This is a genomic window from Marinobacter sp. B-21 (assembly GCF_056857895.1).
In genome coordinates this window covers 1-20,465 of the sequence record NZ_JBSXNZ010000076.1, presented here as the reverse complement: position 1 = coordinate 20,465, position 20,465 = coordinate 1, and the positions used below count along the sequence as shown (strand labels likewise).

Here is a 20,465-nt window from a genome sequence, read left to right as displayed (position 1 = left end):
TTATGCCTCGAATTCTGATCGTGGAAGACGAAGACATTATTCGCTCAGCAGTACGCAAGCTGCTGCAGCATGCCGGCTATGAAGTCGCCGATGCCTCATCTGTCGAAGAAGCCGAGCAGAACCACGAACCGGACCAGTTTGACCTGATCATCTCCGATCTTCGCCTGCCCGGTGCTGCCGGCACCGAGCTGATCAACCGGGCGCCGAACACCCCGGTGCTGATCATGACCAGCTACGCCAGCCTTCGCTCGGCCGTGGATTCCATGAAAATGGGCGCCGTTGAATACATCGCCAAACCGTTCGACCACGACGAAATGCTGGCTGCCGTAGAGAACATTCTGGCTCGAAAACCGTCTGGCCAGAACACTGGCGGTGAACCCGCCGCCACCGCCGAAATACCCGAAAGCAGCGACCCCGCCAACATCATGTTCGGCGATTGCGACCCCATGCAGCGCGTGTTTACCCTGATCCGCAAGGTTGCGCCCACAGAAACCACCGTGCTGATTCAGGGGCAATCCGGTACCGGCAAGGAGCTGGCCGCCCGCGCCCTTCACCTGATGAGCCCGCGCGCCACCAAGCCGTTAATTTCGGTGAATTGTGCGGCGATTCCGGAAAGCCTGATTGAATCGGAACTGTTCGGCCATGAGAAGGGTGCCTTTACCGGTGCGGTTTCAGCGAGGACGGGCCTGATCGAAGCGGCCGATGGCGGCAGCCTGTTCCTGGATGAAATCGGTGAATTACCCGCAGAAGCCCAGGCCCGTCTGCTACGGGTGCTGCAGGAGAGCGAGATCCGCAAGGTTGGCTCCACTCAGAGCCGAAAGGTAAACGTGCGGATGATTGCGGCTACCCACCGGAACCTGAAAGCCATGACACGCACGGGCGAGTTCCGGGAAGACCTTTATTACCGGCTGAATGTCATGCAGATCCGGATTCCGCCGTTACGGGAACGTCAGAGCGACATTCTCGGCCTGGCCCGCCGCTTCCTGAAGCGCCAGGGTGAGAAAATGGGCAAACCCAACCTCAATCTCAGCCCTGAGGCCATGCGGGCTCTCGAACGCCACCGCTGGCCAGGTAACGTGCGGGAACTGGAAAATGCCATTGAGCGGGCCACCATCCTCTGTGATGGCGATGTTATTACTCCGGCACTACTGGACCTCGACAGTGAAGGTGGCGACGAGTACATCCCGGAAACGCTGGTGGAAGGCAACAATGAGCAAACCCGGACCCGGGAAGCAGATTCAGCCAACGACCTTTCCCTGGAAGACTACTTCCAGCACTTTGTTCTCGAGAACCAGGACCGCATGAGCGAGACCGAGCTGGCCCAGAAACTGGGGATCAGCCGGAAATCCCTGTGGGAACGTCGCCAGCGCCTTGGGATCCCGCGGAAAAAACCCTCAGGAAACTGAAACCGGAATAGTGTGAACGGAAACTCAGTTGTTACTCTTTGTTCCTCTCGGTAACACTCCCCCTCAGGAGTAACGTGATCTCAGTAACACTTAGGTCAGATACGGGGTAACACTTATAGCCTACAAAATCGTAAGGCATTGTTAATAAAAGAAATAAAAAAACTGGCACACGGACTGCAGACTATTAAGCGCACAACAACAAAAACAAGAGTGACAAAGCAGCGCCACAACAAAAACAAAAAGCTGCGGAAAAACGTTCGGTAACAAAAACAAAAACAGGACGTGAGCGAACTGAGTGTTTTGGGTACTTTGCTTTTTAGTGGCCCCACGGCACGTGCGAGTTGTAGATGCAGAGAAGAATTGCCTTACAGGTGACGCTGCAGCTACTCCAAACCCGCCCGATGTCTCTGGCTGCTCTGTGTATTCAAAGCTTTCCGTTTGCACTGTTGATATGCCCCAGATTTGGGGATAGACAGTGGGGTACAAAAACGAAGAAAAATCCCGGCAAAAACAAAAACAATGCAGATCGTCAACGCTTTCAGGGCGGATTCGTGTAAACGGATCCGCCTTTTGATTTTCTGGGCACCGGAACTGTAATCCACGGCAGACGTGTGCAAATCCTGCTCAAACCGTTAAACTCTCGGTTTTTGCTCATCGCGGCCACGGATTTCAATGCCTAAATCAATTTTCACACTCGTCGAGCAATCGGTCGGTAAATTCCGTTCATTCATGTCCGGCAACGGAAAAAAGAAAGCCCTCATCTACCAGCGGCGGGAAATCCCCCGGGACCAGCACAACGTCTCCCGCTCGGTAATCAGTGAGCCCGCCAAGAAGGTCCTGCATCGCCTGAACAAGTCAGGCTATGAAGCCTACCTGGTCGGTGGCGGCGTCAGAGACATCCTGCTGGGTGGAAAACCCAAGGATTTCGACATCGCCACCAACGCCACGCCGGAAGAAGTACACGATCTGTTCCGCAACTCCCGGCTGATCGGCCGCAGGTTCCGAATTGTTCACGTGGTGTTTGGCCGGGAAGTCATCGAGGTAACCACCTTCCGGGGCAACGCCACAGAAGCCGATACCGACGCCGATGATGACGATCGCAGAACCAGCGAACATGGGCTACTGCTCCGGGACAATGTCTACGGCAATCAGGAAGAGGACGCCCTGCGCCGGGACTTTACAGTAAACGCCCTGTACTACTGCATTCGCGACTTCACCATCATTGATTTCGCCAACGGCATAGAAGATTTGCGTAACCGGCAACTGCGCCTGATTGGCGACCCGGAAACCCGTTACCGGGAAGATCCGGTTCGTATGCTCCGGGCCATCCGGTTTGCCGCCAAGCTCGGGTTTGATATCGAACCGGAAACCGAAGCTCCGATAAAAGAGCTGGCTCCGTTACTGAGTCATATCCCTTCTGCCCGGCTGTTTGATGAAGTGCTCAAGCTGTTTTCCGCTGGTCACGGCGAGGCCACCTACGATCTGTTAACCCGTTACAACCTGCTCGAGCCACTGTTTCCTGAAACCGTCAGGGCCATAGAGGCCGGCGAACCGGATGAACTGATCCGCCAGGCTCTACGGAATACCGACGCCCGTATTGCCCAGGGCAAATCGGTCACCCCCTACTTCCTGTTTGCCGCCATGCTCTGGCCGGCGCTCCAGGCGGAATGGCATCGCAGACAGGACAACGGCGACCCGGTTCAACCCGCACTGCATGGCGCCATCGGCAAGGTGATCGGCCGGCAGGTGCAGGCAACCTCAATTCCCAAACGCTTCTCGGGGCCCATGAAGGAAATCTGGGAACTCCAGATGCGCCTGCCTCGCCGCCAGGGCAAGCGGGCCTTTGTCACCATGACGCATCCCCGGTTCCGGGCTGCCTACGATTTCCTGCTGGTCCGGGAGGATTCTGGCGAGATTGAGCCAGGTCTGGGCCAATGGTGGACCGAGTTCCAGCAAGCGGATGAGCGGCGCCAGGAGCGGATGCTATCCGAACTGGCCAGCGACGCGCCGAAAAAGCGCAAACGCCGCCGCAAACCGGTTCAAAGACCGCCACAGCAATGATGACCGATGCGTTCATCGGGCTGGGCAGCAATCTCGAAGCGCCTGTCGTCCAGCTCGCCCGGGCCGTTTCCGAACTGGCTGCCCTGCCGGACACCACCCTCGTGGCCCAATCAGCCTTTTATGCGAGCCGGCCCGTCGGCCCGCAGGACCAGCCAGACTTTGTCAACGGCGCTGTGTGGCTGAAAACATCGCTGGCCCCCCATCAATTGCTGGACCAGCTACAGTCAATCGAGCAGGCCCACGGCCGGGAACGGCTCCGGCACTGGGGGCCCCGAACCCTCGACCTGGATCTGCTGCTGTTTGGGAACCGAGCACTGGATGATGAACGGCTTACCGTACCCCACAGGGAACTGCCAAACCGCGACTTTGCCCTCCAGCCCTTACTGGACCTGAACCCAGGCCTGACATTGCCGGACGGAACACCCGTTGCCGCTCTGCGCCGCCAATGCCCGGACAACCGCTTGCGCAAGCTTCCACCCGCGGATTACCCTTAACACTTCAGCGCCGGTACCCCGGCCCGGTCTAGGCCCATCCACCCAAAAGGCAAGGATTCTATGGCTGTTACCATCAATACCCTGCGTGAATTCAAGCAGAAGGGCAAAGCCTTCGCAGCCCTTACCTCCTACGACGCCACCTTCTCCCAGGTCGTCAGCGAAGCGGGCGTTCACGTTATTCTGATTGGCGATTCCCTTGGCATGGTGCTGCAGGGCCACGACAGCACTCTGCCGGTGACCATGGACCAGATGGTGTACCACGTCAGCTGTGTCGCCAAGGGTAACCGCGGTTCCCTGATCATGGCGGACATGCCGTTCATGAGTTACGGAACCGTTGAGGCCGCCCTGGAGAACGCCGCGGAACTGATGCGCGCCGGCGCCCACATGGTGAAACTCGAAGGCACCGACTGGATGAAAGACACCATCGCCGCCCTGAGCGAACGCGGCGTGCCCGTGTGTGCACACCTGGGCCTGACACCGCAGTTCGTCAACAAGTTTGGCGGCTACAAGGTACAGGGCCGTGACGAAAAGGCAGCGGAGATGATGATCGAACATGCCTGCGAACTGGAGTCAGCCGGCGCCGACCTCATTCTGCTGGAATGTGTTCCGGCGCCGCTGGCCGCACGAATCTCCCAGGCCGTCAGGGCTCCGGTAATTGGCATTGGTGCGGGCTCGGATACCGACGGCCAGGTCCTGGTACTGCATGACATGCTCGGCATCACCACCGGCCGCAAACCGAGGTTCGTGAAAAACTTCCTGGCCGAGACGCATTCGGTACAGGAGGCGATTGAGGCCTATGTGAACGCCGTCGGCGAGCGCACATTCCCCGCTGAGGAGCATACGTTCAAGGCATGAGAACCATACATTCCCTGAAAGAACTGAGGACCATCCTTCGCGGCTACCGCGGGCGGGGTAAAACCATCGGCCTGGTGCCAACCATGGGAAATCTGCACGAGGGCCACGTTTCCCTGGTCCGAAAAGCTGCCGAGATGGCCGATGTTGTGGTTACCAGCATCTTTGTCAATCCAATGCAGTTCGGAGCCAGCGAAGATCTGGACAAGTACCCGAGAACCCTGGCTGAAGATCAGGATAAGCTCGCTTCGGCCGGCAACACTCTGGTATTCGCCCCTACTCTGGACGAAGTGTATCCGGAAGGGCTGGCAAAACAGACCCAGGTGGTTGTACCGGATGTCAGCGATGGCCACTGCGGCGCCAGCCGGCCCGGTCACTTTGAAGGCGTTGCAACGGTGGTGACCATGCTGTTCAACATGGTTCAGCCGGACCTTGCGGTGTTTGGCGAGAAGGACTTCCAGCAACTCGCCGTCATCCGGAAAATGGTCCGCGATCTGATGATGCCTGTCGATGTCGTTGGGGCGCCCACCGTTCGGGAGGACGATGGTCTGGCGAAAAGCTCCCGAAATGGCTACCTCACACCTGATGAACGGAAAATCGCTCCGGTTGTGTACCAGACCCTGCAGGCCACGGCCGGAAAAATCGCCGATGGTCGTACAGACTTCCAGGCTCTGGAAAGCGAAGCTGAGCAAAGCCTGGGCAAGGCCGGGCTGCGTCCGGATTATTTCAACATCGTGAATAGCCAGACCCTTAAGCCGGCCACCCCGGATGATCAGGAGATCACTCTCCTGGCGGCGGCCTTCCTCGGCACGACCCGTTTGATTGATAACCTGTCCGTAACCCGATAGGCCCACAGAAAAGGAGACTCTGATGTCCGCAAATCCGGCAGTACTGACCTCGAAACCCGAATGGCAGACACTGAAGGAACACAGGGAACGTCTGGACGGCATTGCCATGACGGATCTCTTCAGACAGGATCCCGAGCGGGCAAAGCGCTACTTTATCGAGGCGGCGGGACTGTCCCTGGATTTCTCCAAGAACCGGCTCACCGACGAGGTGCTTGAGGCACTGCTGGCACTGGCAAGCAGCTGCAACCTGGAAGCCCGGCGCGAGGCACTGCTGCGGGGTGACCGCGTGAACGTCACCGAGGACCGCCCCGCCCTGCATACGGCGCTTCGCAATCCGGGCACGGAGGCCATCATGGTGAACGGCCAGGACGTCGTTGCCGAGGTACAGCGCACCCTGGCACGGATGGAAACGCTGGTAGACGGCGTGCTGAGCGGCAGCCGCACCGGATACACCGGCAAACCCTTTACTGACGTCGTAAGCATCGGTATCGGCGGCTCCTATCTCGGGCCCAAGCTGGTGGGCGAGGCACTCCAGCCCTACGGACAGTCTGGCGTACCGTGCCATTACGTGGCCAACATCGACGGCACCGAGATCTGTGAAACCCTCCGGCAGGTGAATCCGGAAACCACTCTGTTTCTGATCCAGTCCAAATCCTTCCGGACCCAGGAAACCCTGGAAAACAGCAAGGTGGCGCGCCAGTGGTTGCTCGACCACTGCGGCGACGAACAGGCGATTTCCAGGCACTTCATGGCCGTTACGGCCAACGTGCCGGCAGCACAGAATTTCGGAATCGATCCGGACAACGTCTTTCCCATGTGGGACTGGGTCGGAGGCCGTTACTCCCTCTGGTCCGCCATCGGATTGCCCATCGCCTTCACCGTCGGCATGGCCAACTTCCGGGCTCTGTTGGCCGGCGCCCACGCTATGGACCAGCACTTCCGGGAGGCGCCACTGCACCAGAACCTGCCGGTAGTCATGGCGATGCTCGGGGTCTGGTACAACAATTTCTGGGGCGCCGAAACCCACGCCATCCTGCCCTACGATCACTACCTGCGCAGCCTGCCGGACCATCTCCAGCAGTTGGATATGGAGAGCAACGGCAAGAGCGTGACCCAGGGCGGCGAGGCTCTGGCCTGGCAGTCCGGGCCGGTCATCTGGGGCGGGGTTGGCGCCAACGGCCAGCACGCTTACCATCAGCTGATTCACCAGGGCACCCGCCTGATTCCGGCGGACTTCATCATTCCCCTGACCACTCACAATCCCGTTGCCACCCATCATGCGGACCTGTTTGCCAATTGCCTCAGCCAGTCCAGAGCCATGATGGCCGGCAAATCCCTGGAAGAAGCCAGGGCAGAACTGGCGGCGGAAAAGCACTCCGACGCAGAGATTGAGCAGCTTGCCCCCCACAAAGTGATTGCGGGCAACAAACCGAGCAACACCCTGACGATGGAGAAGGCAACCCCGGAAACCGTCGGCGCACTCATCGCGCTCTACGAACACCGGACCTTCGTGCAAGGAGTGATCTGGGATGTGGATTCGTTTGATCAGTGGGGGGTGGAACTGGGCAAACAGCTCGGCAAAAGCATTCTGCCTCGCTTGCTTGGCCAGGACACCGGCGACCAGGACAGCGACAGCTCCACCGACCACCTCATCGAGCTGTTTCGCTCAGCCAGCGACCGCTCTTGATATCTGCCGCCCCTGCCAGCTGAAATCCACCGGCCAGAGTTTCTGGCCGGTGTTGTATTGACGCCACAGTTGGCCATAGGCTTTACCGCACACCGGATGCACGGCTTCCGGCGCAATGTCTGCCAGGGGTCGAAGAACAAAGGCATTCTTGAGGATTTCGCCCCGTGGCAGCTCAACACCATCAACCCGCCCGACAACGTCGCCGTAGGTCAGAATGTCCAGATCCAGGGTTCGGGCACTGAACTTCGGGACATCCCTGCGCCGGCCATTGTCCGCCTCAAGTTGCTTGAAGCGCCGGGACAGCTCGGCAACCGGCAGTACCGTGTCGACACCCACGACCAGATTCAGGAACGGGGAGCCATCAAACCCTACGGCCTCACTGTCATACACCGGTGAGACACTCAGTTCACCAAACCATTCATGCAGGGCATCAAGCGCGGCGATAACGTATCGCTCCCGGTCTACATTGCTGCCAATACTGAGGTAGACCCGGACGGGCCCCGACATTACCGCGACCCCCTTTCGATGCACACGCCCACGGCCTTCGCGCCGGGCACGGCACCCGGTTTACGTATGGCCAGCCTGAGCCAGATTACGCCAAATTCTGCCTGCAGAACCCCGGCCAGGACCTCGGCGCCGTGTTCAAGCAGCTTTGGCCTGAGTTCTTTCAGACAGGTCCCGATCCGACGACTGACTGTGGCGTAATCCAGAGCGTCGGCAACATCATCGGAACGGCCAGGCACCCGATTATCCCAGGCCATCTCCAGGTCGATGACCAGGCTCTGGGTGACTTCCCGTTCCCAGTCGTAGACACCGACCACTGTCTCCACAACCAGGCCTTCGATAAATACGCTGTCTGCCAAGGGGGCTCCCGGACTCTTCCACTCGTTCGTGATTGAATAACGCACAACCAGGGGATATTGTGAGCAAGCTGGCCGGCGTTTTCAGGGCCGGCATTTTCGCACACAATGACCAGATACGTCTTCGCTTCCGAGCCCACAGCATGATTCCCAGTGACCCGGTATTAACCGTTCTGCTCTATGCCGCCGCTTATATGGCCGGCTCAGTGCTGTTCGCACTGCCAGTGTGCCGGCTCTGGAAGCTACCGGATCCCAGGACCCAGGGCTCCGGCAATCCGGGCGCAACCAACGTTTACCGCACCGGAGGCTGGCCGCCAGCCCTGATGACGCTCGCACTCGACGCCGCCAAGGGTTGGCTCCCGGTCTGGCTGGCTCACGCTGCCGGCCTCTCGGTGATGGTTCAGGCTATCGTGGCGCTGTGCGCAGTGACCGGCCACATGATCCCGGTGTTCTACCGGTTTCAGGGCGGCAAAGGCGTGGCAACCGCGCTCGGTGCCGGTCTTGCCCTGGCGCCGGTAACCACGCTGGTGATGGCTGCCATCTGGACGCCGGTGATCTGGCGCTGGCGAATTTCAGCCCTCGCCTCGCTGCTGGCCATCATCAGCGGGCCGCTTATCAGCGCGTTTATCGAGCCGGAAACCCTGCCCCTGTTTGGCCTGCTGGCTATCCTGATCGTGGTTCGCCACCGCAACAACCTGATCCGGCTCACACAGGGCCGGGAGGCTGGCCTCTAAAGCTCCGTCGAGAGATCAGTCAACCAGCCCTGCAGACCTAGGCTCACTGATCGGCGGTAACCTATTCATCGGCCACCGGGGCACCGCAAGGATCCGCTCGCCATCCTGCTGGCCCGCCTTGAGGCGTTGGGCGCCGGCGTAGGCAATCATGGCACCGTTATCGGTACAGAACTCCGGGCGGGCATAAAAGACATCCGCTTTCAGTTTGGCCGCCATTTTTTCCAGGCCGGCACGCAAACGCCGGTTGGCACTGACGCCCCCTGCGATAACCAGGCGCTTGCAGCCGGTCTGCTCCAGAGCCCGGCGGCATTTGATGGTCAGGGTGTCCACCACAGCCGCCTCAAAAGCCAGAGCAATATCCGCCCGGGTCTGGTCATCCAGCCCACCGGAATCCCGGGCAGCATTCACGGTATTGAGGGTAAAGGTTTTCAGGCCACTGAAACTGAAATCCAGCCCGGGCCGGTCGGTCATTGGCCTTGGAAACCGGTAGCGCCCTTCAGTGCCTTTCTCGGCGAGTGCCGCCACCCGGGGGCCACCCGGATAATCCAGGCCGAGCATCTTGGCGGTTTTATCGAAGGCTTCACCGGCGGCATCGTCCACCGACTCACCCAGCATTTCATACGCACCTATGCCATCGACCCGCACCAACTGCGTGTGCCCGCCGGAAACCAGCAAGGCCACAAAAGGAAATGCGGGCGGATTGTCCTCTAACATGGGCGCCAGCAGATGCCCCTCCATGTGATGCACACCCAGCACGGGAATGCCCAGGGCAAAGCCCAGCGCATGAGCCACAGCGCCACCCACCATAAGCGCGCCCACCAGCCCGGGGCCCGCGGTGTAGGCAATGCCCTCTATATCGGTGCGGCTTCGCCCGGCATCCGCCAGCACCTGATCACACAGTGGCAGGAGCTTGCGGACGTGGTCCCGGGAAGCCAGCTCGGGCACCACACCGCCGTAATCCGCATGCATGGCTATCTGGCTGAACAGTGCGTGGCCCAGCAGGCCCTGCTCGGTGTCGTACAGTGCAACGCCGGTTTCATCACAGGAGGTTTCAATACCAAGTATCAGCATAGTGTCTGGCCACATTGGTTGGCAGAAATGGATTGGCAGAATTGAAAACGAGGCGCATTTTAGCAGAAACCCGAAACCCACTGGCAGATTCATCGAACAAACATTGACCTCGCCATAAGCCAGGCGCTATCATTGCCGCCCTAAATTATGCACTGGTCGAGTTTTAGCCAATCTGACCAGGGATCGAGAACCGATCTGGCCATGCCAGGCGGACAAAATTGAAACCGAATCTATCAGGTAGGTGATTTTCGAATGCCAGCTGTTAAAGTGAAAGAGAATGAACCGTTTGACGTAGCACTGCGTCGCTTCAAGCGTTCCTGCGAAAAAGCAGGTGTACTTTCTGAAGTGCGTCGTCGTGAGCACTACGAGAAGCCGACCGCTGTTCGTAAGCGCAAAGCAGCCGCTGCCGTTAAGCGTCATCTCAAGAAGCTTCAGCGGGAACAGCGCAAGTTCGAGCGTCTGTACTAAGTTTTCCGACGCCGCTTGACTGCAAAGCACTGATTGCCTGTACAGCCGCAGGCTGCACAGAGCGACTCAAAAATGCCGCCGAGGCTTGGCTTCGGCGGCATTTTTGGCTATTGGCCAATTCCGATGACGGCCTGATGTGGAGCCTCCATGAGCGGACTGATCCCTCAACAGTTTGTTGAAAACCTGCTGGACCGCATAGATCTGGCGGAACTGATCGGTTCACGCATTACACTCAAGAAAGCCGGCGCCAATTACAAGGCCTGCTGCCCGTTCCACGACGAGAAAACACCCTCGTTCAATGTCCGGCCGGATAAGGGCTTTTACCACTGCTTCGGGTGCGGAGCTCATGGCGACGCCATCAGTTTTGTCAGGGAGTTCGACGGACTGGGTTTTACCGAAGCAGTTGAAGAACTGGCCAAACGGGTCGGACTGGAAGTGCCCTATGACCGGGCTGCGAAACAGGAAATCCAGCAGGCCCGAACACTGACAGACGCTCTGGATTTTGCCAGCCGCTTCTATCACTCAGCGCTGCAGGGCCAGCAGGGCGCCTATGCCCGGGACTACCTGAAGCAGCGAGGCCTGGACAGCACCATCGTAGAGCAATACCAGGTGGGTTACGCACCCTCAACCGGTACCGCCCTGTACGATGCGGCGAACAGAGACCTCCAGGGCCCGCTGATCGAGACCGGCACGGTTTCCGACAAATACGGCCGGCCCAGGGACCTGTTCCGGAACCGGGTCATGTTCCCGATCCGCAACAGCCGGGGCAAAACAGTCGCCTTTGGCGGTCGTACACTGGGTGACGACAAGGCGAAATACATCAACTCCCCGGAGTCGGATGTCTTTCATAAGAGCCGCGAGATATACGGACTGTTTGAGGCCAGGCAGGCAATCCGGCAGCTCGACAAATTACTCGTGGTTGAAGGCTATATGGACGTTATCGCCCTCGCCCAGCACGGCATTCATTATGCCGTTGCAACCCTGGGCACGGCGACGAATCAGGACAGCCTGACGGCCCTGCTGAGACAGGTCAGACACATTGTGTTCTGCTTCGACGGAGACCAGGCCGGCTTCCGGGCCGCTGACCGGGCCATGGAAAATGCGCTGGAACTGATGGCCGACGGCCTCCACCTGCAGTTTCTGATGCTGCCACAGGGTGAGGACCCGGACACACTGGTGCGAAAGGAAGGCCCCGAGGCCTTCCAGAAGCGCATTGACGGCGCCACACCCATGTCCCGGTACCTGTTTGACCGGCAGAGCGAAGGCCTGGATCTGCAGTTGCCAGAACACCGGGGCGAACTGAGGGCCCGGGTTGAGCCAATGCTCAACAAGATGCCAAGAAGCACCCTCCGGGATGCCATGTGGCATGAAATGCTCCGCCTCTGCGGCGGGCGCAATCCGTGGCAAAACCGGCAGCACGGACAACAAAAAGGCAGGTGGAACGGCGAGCGAAGGGACCGGGTTACCGAAGAGCGCATCGACGTAAAACTCAGCAAGGACAGCATTCTCTGCCTTGCCCTGCTGGAGGCGCCGGATCTGGCCACCGAAGTAACAGAGCTGGCCAGCGGCTCCAGACAGTTTAACCAGGCCCGTAATTTTGCAAGCTGGATTCTGGAGAAGGCCGTCCGGGATCGAAAAGCACTGGTTCGCGGACTGGCACTGGACAACACAGCCCGGGAGCGGTTTTACCACCTGTTTGACGGGATCGAGCACATTCCGGCGCGGGAAAGCACGCTGGCCGCCGCGAGGGAGCTTCTAAGCCCGAACGAGGAAGCATCGCGCCAGCTGCGACTGGCAACACTGTTACGAAACCTGTCAAGCCTCACAACCGAGGAGCGGCAGGAGCTGAGAGCCCTGAGTGGTGGAACCCGGGACTAACAGCACTTGAAACTTGATGCACTGATCACCATCTAACCATGAAGCCGCGGCTCCTTGGTGGCAGAGCAACCGAGCGACAGCTATAATGGCTGTTTCACTTTTTTCCTTCTGAAAAGCGAGTTCACAGGGTGTCTATGTCAGGCAATTCGCAAAAATCACGTTTGAAAGACCTCATTGCACGAGGCAAGGAACAAGGTTACCTGACTTACGCCGAGGTAAACGACCACCTCCCGGAAGACATCGCTGACCCGGATCAGGTCGAAGACATCATTCGCATGATCAACGACATGGGCATTCAGGTGTCTGAAGTTGCACCGGACGCAGACACGCTTCTGATGACCGATGGCGATTCCACGGCCGACGAAGCCGCTGCCGCCGAAGCCGCCGCCGCGCTGGCTGCCGTAGAATCCGACGCCGGCCGAACCACAGACCCGGTCCGCATGTACATGCGGGAAATGGGCACTGTGGAACTGCTGACCCGTGAAGGCGAAATCGTCATCGCCAAGCGTATCGAGGAAGGTATCCGCGATGTCATGGCTGCCGTCGCCCACTTTCCCGGCATCACCGGCACCGTTAGCCAGGCCTACGACCGCATTATCGAGAACGAAGGCCGCATCAGCGACGTGGTAACCGGTTTTCTGGACCCGGACGATGCCGAGCCGTTCATGGGCGAGGACACCACCACCGATAGCTCGGACGATTCCGGCTCATCCTCCGACGATGACGACGATTCCTCAAACGAGGAAGAAACCGATAACGGACCCGATCCGGAAGAAACCCGTCTCCGGTTCGAACTGCTCAACGAAAAGCTGAATGCCGCCAACAAGGCACTGGCCAAGCACGGCCGTTCCGACAAGAAAACCCAGCAAGCCCTGAACGAGCTGGGCCAGGTGTTCGCGCCGTTCAAGCTGGCCAACAAGGCATTCGATGAACTGGTCAACGTGGTTCGCTCCACCAATGATCTCGTGCGCGAGAACGAGCGGGCGATCATGCAGATCTGCGTGCGTGACTGCAAAATGCCGCGCAAGGATTTCATCAAATCCTTCCCTGGCAACGAGGTCAACCTGGACTGGGCCGACAAGATCGCCAAAAGCAAGAAGCCTTACGCAGCGCCGATTTCGGAGCGCATTGACGAGATTGTTCGCCTCCAGAAGCGGATCCAGAACGTGCAGAACGAAGTGGATCTGGATGTCGCCGACATCAAGGAAATCAACCGCCGCGTCTCCATTGGCGAAGCCAAGGCCCGCCGTGCCAAGAAGGAAATGGTCGAGGCCAACCTGCGACTGGTTATTTCCATCGCCAAGAAGTACACCAACCGCGGCCTGCAGTTCCTGGACCTGATCCAGGAAGGCAATATCGGCCTGATGAAGGCCGTAGACAAGTTTGAGTACCGCCGCGGCTACAAGTTCTCCACCTACGCCACCTGGTGGATTCGCCAGGCCATCACCCGCTCCATCGCGGACCAGGCCCGCACCATTCGTATTCCGGTGCACATGATTGAGACCATCAACAAGCTCAACCGCATCTCCCGCCAGATGCTGCAGGAGATGGGCCGGGAGCCCACGCCGGAAGAGCTTGGCGAACGCATGGAAATGCCCGAGGACAAGATCCGCAAGGTGCTGAAGATTGCGAAAGAGCCGATCTCCATGGAAACTCCGATCGGCGATGACGAAGACAGCCACCTGGGCGACTTCATCGAAGATATCCAGGCCCTCTCCCCGGTGGATTCCGCTACCGCCGAAGGCCTGCGCGAGGCCACCCGCTCCGTACTGGCCGGGCTCACAGCCCGCGAGTCCAAGGTATTGCGGATGCGCTTTGGCATCGAGATGAACACTGACCACACCCTGGAAGAAGTCGGCAAACAGTTCGACGTTACCCGGGAACGTATCCGTCAGATCGAAGCCAAGGCTCTGCGCAAACTGCGTCACCCGTCACGCTCCGATCACCTGCGTGGCTTTATCGACGACCAGGGTAATCAGGGATAATTCCCGCAAACAGTAGCGGGCGCCACACCTCACCGGTATAATGGCGCCCGCTTTGTTTCCCCCCTCCGGAAACACCTTTCCAAACAGCGTTCGCTGAATGGGCCTATAGCTCAGTTGGTTAGAGCAGGGGACTCATAATCCCTTGGTCGCAGGTTCGAGTCCTGCTGGGCCCACCATTTGCCAGCCTCCTTACCACTCATTGGTCATGTCAGCATAAATTGGCCGGAACGGCCACATTATGGTGACTTACGTTAGCAGTTTTGGCCGCCTCATTTTGAAACCATAATTCGGGTCATGTCGCCACAACGTGACCGGAGACTGACACCGTAGATTGACAGATAGGTCGCAAAGCGAACGTTCAGGCGGATAGACCAACACTTTCCCCCGGGAGAAATTCCGCCTCTTTTTAGAGAGATCCGCAGTAACGGGGCAGAACCCGACTACCGTCCACTTGTCTGTGAGAGTTCGACTGCTTCGAGACATTGTTCAAAAGGTAGCCAAAGAGCTAAAGAGTCACCCTCAACGGCATCAATAGCAACGAACCCAAACTTTTCGTAGAATCTTTTTGAGTCGTCGTCTTTGGCATCTACCGCACAGCCTATACCTCCAACTGAAATCGACGCATCAACAACCCGCCTCAGGCACTCGATCAGCAGGTATGCTCCTAATCCGTATCCTTTCACGGAGTTATCAACCGCAAGCCGTGCCAGCCGGTAAACCGGCGGATCCGACGGAAACCGCTTTTGCAGGGGATACCCCTGGGGGAAGACAACGGTGCTGGGAAGAAGAGTGTAATAACCGAGGATCTCCGTCGGGTCGACCTCATCTTCAATCAGTACATAAGTCCGTGTCGCCATCTTCTGGCTGCTTTGCCGGGCAATTTTCTTTAAGAACTCGTTGAGTGCAGGTTTACCGCAGTCAAACTTTCGCCGATTGTGTTTTTTACTGATTTCTTCGGTTCTTAAAGTCACCAGCCAACTTCCTGTGGTTGAGTGCAGCTTCTCGAAGCTTTGGGTTAATCGGCTCAGGGTTATCCAGTAGCTCCAGCATAAGATCAGCACTTTGCCGGGAAACCTGAATTTGTAGCGCCTGACGCTCGGCCTCTTGTGCTTCTTTCTTTGCAGCGTAGATCAGGAACTGACTCAAGCTGCGGCCCGTTAACTCTGCTGCATGAGCAATAAGTCTCTGCGTTTCTTCATCGACACGGGCGACCAAGCGAGTGTCTTTACCTTGTGTGTTCATCATATTCTTCACCGATGGTGGGATAGGCTCGACTGGAACCCAAGAAAACCCTCTTCCTTGATAAAAAGTGATTCGACGGACCCAATCTACGTGTGCCATGTTGGCATACTTAATTGCCTTAATCAACTTGGGTGTGCCAATTTGGCACATGCAATTTATAAGGTGCTCAGCTGCACAAAGGTCGCAAAGCGAACATTCAGATTTTGGAATAACGCGAGAGCGCACAAGCGTACTCTCATGCGTCCGTGTGGCGTAAATTGTTAGGTGTGATCACTTCAATGCCCCCGCATAGCTAAAAACTAGCTTTTTCAACTCCAGGTTAGCGAACTGCATTTTCCACATACTGCCCCTAGATCTGACTAAAGGACAGCGTGGCAATGAGCACCAAGGACCGGTTCCATCTCGAGAAATTTTCCTATCACGGCCGAGTCTCGGTCGTCGGGTTCTACCCCGTTTGCTCTGCGCCGCATGGAGAGGTCCTAGGATGGTTCTACGGTCTTTTCATCCACGTGACACGTCCAAGACGAAGACGTCGATGCGCCCTTTAAGTCCGTGATCGAGAAGCTCTTCAATGGCTGCTTTTAGTTGACTGGCTGTCTCCAGGCCATGCCGTTTCCGACCCTCGACTTTCTCCCAGGATCCAAACCAGAAGATTAAGTAAATGCCCTGGCCCTGAGCTGCCGGATGAATAGCATAGAGCTGATCGAGTTGCATCGACGCGGCGGTATACAGATCCTCGTGCCACTGTCCTTTTGCCTCGATGGGAAGCATTAATTCCTTGCCAGAAAACATTTTGATTGCTGAGATGTCGCAGCGATTTGCGCTCTTAACCTGGTCTTCGATTTCAATCTTAATGCCTTTGGATTGAAGTTTGATGGAGAGGCGATCCGCAACTCGTTTAGAAGCCTCAACTTCTCCGACCCTCCTATCGCCGTTGTAAAAGAGATTGCCTGTATCAAATTCACCGCCTGATATTTCACCCTGAAGTGATTCGAGCTCTTCCAGCACCAGTTGCCTGAGGCCTTCAACCGTAACTACTTCATCTCGGTGAAGCACATTGAAAATGTCGGAGGGGGACGGCGGACTATAGTTTCTAAGCGCGATCGTGCGATAAGCGCCACTTTTCATCGTTTTGAGCTTCTCCCGAAAACATTCGAAGCGCCCGTCAGCTTGGAGCTGGTCCAAGACCAACAAGCTGCTCTCCGGGTGGTCATTTGCTATCTGCCACACCAGATCATTCAAAAGCCTATAGGCTCGCTCTTCTCTCGGACTATCAGAACCCCAATGGGTGGGTAAGTGCACCGCTGGCCAATCGTCAATGAACGATTCCAGAATCAAACGTATTTTTTGGGCGCTTAGGCGTGGCCAGGACGGAGTCCCGGTTCTCATTAGCCCGCCGAACAGCGACTCAAACTCGAAAATAAGGTCCTGGTCGCTTGAAAGCCAATCTGACATCAGCGGATGGAGGTCAGGTACAAAGTAAAGATGCCGTAAGCACCAAAAAACAAGTTCTGGCTCGCGTGGAGTCCTGTCGCACGCACTCGACCATGCCTCCAGACAGTCATGCGTTCGCTGTTGAACCCGCCCGACTAGCTCATCCATACGACCAGCCTTCAAAGCAGCGTCAAAGAGGCATTCCAACACCCAAGTATTATTGCCGCGATAGTCGTCGAGCCACTCAAGAGCAAGCGGACCGGCAATGGACGAAAACATCGGATCATCACGAAGCAAATGAACTCCTTCCGGCCTCGAATCGGGACCATGGCTATCCAGCTGTGTTTTGACGAACCGAATCAAATAGCTGCGCTTGTCTGCATCGTTTTGGAACAGGCGAGCATCCGCTTCTTGACGGATTTGAGCCCACTCGTCTTCTTGGACGCTATCGAATCTTAGATCGATATTCGCCCTAAGTATTTCGAGGGCTTGCTGATCGAGCGTTTCGAGTGAACCGGTCTCCCGGAATATTTCAACACTTGATGCCATCAAGATCCTTTCCGCTGGCAAAAACCGACCTGTGCAATGAAGGTTTGCTGTTTCCGCTAGGGAAGGCAGATGAGGTTGAAGATGGAGACGACAATTGATAAATGACCGGCGAATTGCTTCGAGATTCCCGAAGCGCCTTTCTATCTCCTCAGGATTGTGAAGGTAGAGGGTAGCAATATTCCCCAGGAAACCGAGATTTTTCCCGGATTCAACTAAATCGCGATCACGCTCCATAGCCGCCCTATTCCGCGCCAACCGCTTTTCTTGTTTTGCTTGGGACTTGCGGCTTTTCCTCTCCCACCTTAGTTGGTTTTCTTCCCACCATGCCTTGGATTCACGCTCCAACTTATACCAATGGCGCATGAATTCACTGGCCTCAGCCGCTTGTTGGCGCATTAGATGTCTAAGCTTTGATACTTCCTGAAAATTGCCGCGTGTTTTAGGAAGCGCTCTCATGTGGAGAGCACGCCACAAGCGCATATTGCCCACGGTAAAGGCATGGCGAGCCAAGACGACCGAGTCCTGAGCTTGTAGCTTAATACCAGAGTGGATGTGAGGATGGAACAAAAACGGGTTGAGAAAAGGCTCTTCGGTTTCGGAAGCAGTTCGATCATCACAGGCTATTTTCAATAGTTCCTGTCGAAGCGAATGGTTCTTCTGAAGTACGTCCGTCGCCTTACTACGCTGTCCATCGATATCGTTGTGGAAATTGAGGTTTCGGATCCAATGATAAATTCTGGGCGCCTCGATATCGGCATGCTCGCTTTCAAAAAATTGATCGAGCAAATGCCCGATAATCTTGCTGATACCGTCCCTGCAATGGCACTCAAACCGGTTTTCGGCACCGCACGTGCATTGTAGCCCTTTGCTCAGCTCGTCTAGGAGCCAAGCAACCTCTTTACCGTCGAGAGAGTGGATATATCGTGTGATGAAAAGTCGAGAACCTACGTTGTCATCCGCTCTCAGTGCATCATCGTTTGAATAAAGAACGGCGGAGCTCAATAGAAGCGCCTTCTGTGATTCTCGGCCAAACTGTTGGCTGCCGAGTTCCCTGAAAAACATGGCGCCTAGTTCGAGAGAAACCGCGTCGCCTCTGGCTATCAAATCACCTAGGTTCGGCTTGTGATCACGGTTGTGAATAGCGACGAGGCAGTTAGCAGCGAGACGGCGCAATCCGGCCGGCTCCGAAACATCAAGCATCAGGTTGGTAAGATCCCGGTCCAGTTCAGTTGCAGCAGGCGCTCCTTCCAAAAGATCCAGCACCAGGGCTCTGACTTGGATACCAGCATTTATATCGAACAATAACTCGCGAACTGGCTCCTTGAGATCGGCCGAGAAAAAACCCGAAATGTTGAGCGATCGCCATACATCACCACCACGGAAGTAGGGATCATCATCCGCTTGCTTTCGCAGCGCATGAAGTAAGTATATTTTTGAGCGCGTAGTCAATCGGGAAGGGTCCCCGTTTGCTAACACTGCGTACGGAGCGAGCTGTATCGCTCCCCGCTGTATGCTTTCTCCGCCAACGGCAGCGAGCCAACCTAAGAGGCCTCGCAATTCTTCGCGCACAACGGAATTGGGGGCTATGAGGGCAAAACACTGTCGTAGTGATAATGGATCACATGGATCATCGATTCGTTGAGCAAGATACTCGGCCGCACAATATTCCTCGACAACCCGGTGTACTGGACGGTGAGAGTTCTGATCGTCAGTTGGGACAAACAATCTTGAGTCCAGGACACAGTTAGGGTTGTGCCTGGTAGAAGACACAATACTTTGCAGACGGGGGAACAGATCCGTCTTTAGCGTATCCGCAATGCTGATGCCGACGGCGCCCGAAAGTAGAAGTACAGTAAAAGCTTCTTTAGATATCTCGATTTTTACATCAGACGAAAAGCTGTTTCTCTGGGGACGTTGCTTATTTGCCTCAAAGGCGAGCCTCTCAACCGCGTCATGAAAGACCTGCCTCTTATCCACAAAATTGCCTTGGCTTTCCACAAAGGCTTCAGAGAACAGACTAAGAAAGAGCGGGTTGCCAAGAAGTGGAGCAAGATCGAAGGCATCTACAGCTTGTAGGAACTTCGAAAAATCTTGTTCGGGGAAGAGATGTCCAAAAAATGCCTGCTGCTCATTCTCTGAAAGAGCATTCAGATAGGTAACATAAGGATCTGTCGCGAAGCATTCTTTGACAAGGTGGGTGTTTGACTCTTCCCACTCGCTAGATCGACTGGCGAAGATAACCTTCTTAGGTTGGTTTTTTCTGGCCTTGAAAATAAGCTCATCAAGGCCTGACTCGTTGAGCCTTGCAACTTCGTCAAGCCCATCAAGGACTAGGAAATCACATTGACGTGGTTCAGTCTCAAGCTTGAATAATCTGGCAGATTCCGATTTTACCCCCAATTGAAGTCCTAAGCTTTTCAGAAGTTCGGACTTTCCCGCACCGGGCTCTGCGAGAACGATAATGACAGAACTGCTCTTAAGCAGCTGTTCCTCGGTGAGGCAGTCACCCTCATGGTTCAGTGTTCGGGGTAAATAAAATTCTTCACTCATTTTAACGCCAAGCCTGATCTACCGCCTTTGAATTAGGCCCATTTTGGCTGACATATAGCCCCTATGAACAGACTCGAAATCTGCCCAAAGAGAAATCTTCCGATTATCCCCTCTTGAGCCGAGCGCTATTGTTGAATGGATGGGGGGAAATGTTCGCTTTTGTTTAGAAATTTTGGGGTGGCCTGGACGGTCGCAAAGTGAATATCCCCCTCTGTCAAGGTAGTTGGAACCCCACCCGATGTTAGACTCTCTCAATAAAGTGGGGCGAGAGACAGAGGTTTTCATGAAATATTCACCGGAGCGTCGCGAAGCCATTCTTAAAAAGTTACTGCCACCTAATAACCGG

The 20,465-nt window shown here is 56.4% G+C and carries 16 protein-coding genes and 1 tRNA gene; 11 read left to right on the top strand and 6 right to left on the bottom strand.

Going from position 1 to position 20,465, the window contains the following annotated elements; all coding sequences use genetic code 11:
- The first annotated feature begins 2 nt into the window (after positions 1 to 2).
- The 6 genes from AC13C0_RS11780 to pgi all read left to right on the top strand — a co-directional run bounded on the left by AC13C0_RS11780 (position 3) and on the right by pgi (position 7,348).
- On the top strand, positions 3 to 1,406 hold the full coding sequence (locus tag AC13C0_RS11780; protein ID WP_117619436.1) for a sigma-54-dependent transcriptional regulator: 1,404 nt from the start codon (positions 3 to 5) through the stop codon (positions 1,404 to 1,406).
- A 729-nt stretch (positions 1,407 to 2,135) separates the two neighbouring features.
- Positions 2,136 to 3,467: a polynucleotide adenylyltransferase PcnB gene (gene pcnB, locus AC13C0_RS11775; RefSeq protein WP_205422346.1), complete on the top strand. Its 1,332-nt coding sequence runs from the start codon at positions 2,136 to 2,138 to the stop codon at positions 3,465 to 3,467.
- Entirely contained in the window at positions 3,464 to 3,961 is a 498-nt protein-coding gene (folK, locus tag AC13C0_RS11770; RefSeq protein ID WP_341581284.1) for a 2-amino-4-hydroxy-6-hydroxymethyldihydropteridine diphosphokinase, read from the top strand. Before pcnB ends, folK (AC13C0_RS11770) begins: the two co-directional genes overlap by 4 nt.
- Positions 3,962 to 4,021: 60 nt before the next feature.
- On the top strand, positions 4,022 to 4,816 hold the full coding sequence (panB, locus tag AC13C0_RS11765) for a 3-methyl-2-oxobutanoate hydroxymethyltransferase (protein ID WP_117619433.1): 795 nt from the start codon (positions 4,022 to 4,024) through the stop codon (positions 4,814 to 4,816).
- Positions 4,813 to 5,661, top strand: a complete 849-nt coding sequence (gene panC / locus AC13C0_RS11760; protein WP_341581283.1) for a pantoate--beta-alanine ligase — start codon at positions 4,813 to 4,815, stop codon at positions 5,659 to 5,661. The genes panB and panC overlap by 4 nt, the downstream gene beginning before the upstream one ends.
- Before the next feature lie 22 nt (positions 5,662 to 5,683).
- The gene (gene pgi, locus AC13C0_RS11755; protein WP_341581282.1) at positions 5,684 to 7,348 is read left to right on the top strand and encodes a glucose-6-phosphate isomerase; all 1,665 of its coding nucleotides are present in this window, start codon (positions 5,684 to 5,686) and stop codon (positions 7,346 to 7,348) included.
- Here the strand turns inward: pgi and folK (AC13C0_RS11750) are convergent.
- Both folK (AC13C0_RS11750) and AC13C0_RS11745 read right to left on the bottom strand, forming a co-directional pair.
- On the bottom strand, positions 7,328 to 7,855 hold the full coding sequence (gene folK, locus AC13C0_RS11750) for a 2-amino-4-hydroxy-6-hydroxymethyldihydropteridine diphosphokinase (RefSeq protein ID WP_117619430.1): 528 nt from the start codon (positions 7,853 to 7,855) through the stop codon (positions 7,328 to 7,330). The genes pgi and folK (AC13C0_RS11750) overlap by 21 nt on opposite strands.
- Complete coding sequence (locus AC13C0_RS11745) at positions 7,855 to 8,211, bottom strand: dihydroneopterin aldolase (RefSeq protein ID WP_117619429.1); 357 nt, start codon at positions 8,209 to 8,211, stop codon at positions 7,855 to 7,857. The genes folK (AC13C0_RS11750) and AC13C0_RS11745 overlap by 1 nt, the downstream gene beginning before the upstream one ends.
- Before the next feature lie 140 nt (positions 8,212 to 8,351).
- On the opposite strand from AC13C0_RS11745, the gene plsY reads away from it, so the two are divergent.
- Positions 8,352 to 8,942, top strand: coding sequence for a glycerol-3-phosphate 1-O-acyltransferase PlsY (gene plsY, locus AC13C0_RS11740; protein ID WP_341582820.1), 591 nt, complete (start codon positions 8,352 to 8,354; stop codon positions 8,940 to 8,942).
- A 15-nt stretch (positions 8,943 to 8,957) separates the two neighbouring features.
- Here plsY and tsaD read toward each other — a convergent pair whose 3' ends face one another.
- Positions 8,958 to 10,013, bottom strand: coding sequence for a tRNA (adenosine(37)-N6)-threonylcarbamoyltransferase complex transferase subunit TsaD (tsaD, locus tag AC13C0_RS11735; protein WP_341581281.1), 1,056 nt, complete (start codon positions 10,011 to 10,013; stop codon positions 8,958 to 8,960).
- A gap of 252 nt (positions 10,014 to 10,265) precedes the next feature.
- Between tsaD and rpsU the strand changes: the two genes are divergently transcribed.
- From rpsU to AC13C0_RS11715, 4 genes are all read left to right on the top strand, one after another.
- A complete protein-coding gene (gene rpsU, locus AC13C0_RS11730; RefSeq protein ID WP_007153483.1) occupies positions 10,266 to 10,481 on the top strand; it encodes a 30S ribosomal protein S21 in 216 nt (71 codons plus the stop codon).
- 147 nt (positions 10,482 to 10,628) lie between these two features.
- Positions 10,629 to 12,359, top strand: a complete 1,731-nt coding sequence (gene dnaG, locus AC13C0_RS11725) for a DNA primase (RefSeq protein WP_117619427.1) — start codon at positions 10,629 to 10,631, stop codon at positions 12,357 to 12,359.
- A 134-nt stretch (positions 12,360 to 12,493) separates the two neighbouring features.
- Positions 12,494 to 14,344, top strand: a complete 1,851-nt coding sequence (gene rpoD, locus AC13C0_RS11720) for an RNA polymerase sigma factor RpoD (protein ID WP_117619426.1) — start codon at positions 12,494 to 12,496, stop codon at positions 14,342 to 14,344.
- A 99-nt stretch (positions 14,345 to 14,443) separates the two neighbouring features.
- Positions 14,444 to 14,520, top strand: a tRNA-Ile gene (locus tag AC13C0_RS11715).
- Between the two features lie 264 nt (positions 14,521 to 14,784).
- Here the strand turns inward: AC13C0_RS11715 and AC13C0_RS11710 are convergent.
- From AC13C0_RS11710 to AC13C0_RS11700, 3 genes are all read right to left on the bottom strand, one after another.
- The gene (locus AC13C0_RS11710; protein WP_341581280.1) at positions 14,785 to 15,315 is read right to left on the bottom strand and encodes a GNAT family N-acetyltransferase; all 531 of its coding nucleotides are present in this window, start codon (positions 15,313 to 15,315) and stop codon (positions 14,785 to 14,787) included.
- Positions 15,287 to 15,589 (bottom strand): type II toxin-antitoxin system TacA family antitoxin, encoded by a 303-nt coding sequence (locus AC13C0_RS11705; RefSeq protein ID WP_106672860.1) that lies wholly within the window; start codon positions 15,587 to 15,589, stop codon positions 15,287 to 15,289. The genes AC13C0_RS11710 and AC13C0_RS11705 overlap by 29 nt, the downstream gene beginning before the upstream one ends.
- Before the next feature lie 498 nt (positions 15,590 to 16,087).
- A complete protein-coding gene (locus AC13C0_RS11700; RefSeq protein WP_341581279.1) occupies positions 16,088 to 20,119 on the bottom strand; it encodes an NACHT domain-containing protein in 4,032 nt (1,343 codons plus the stop codon).
- Positions 20,120 to 20,465: the final 346 nt, after the last annotated feature.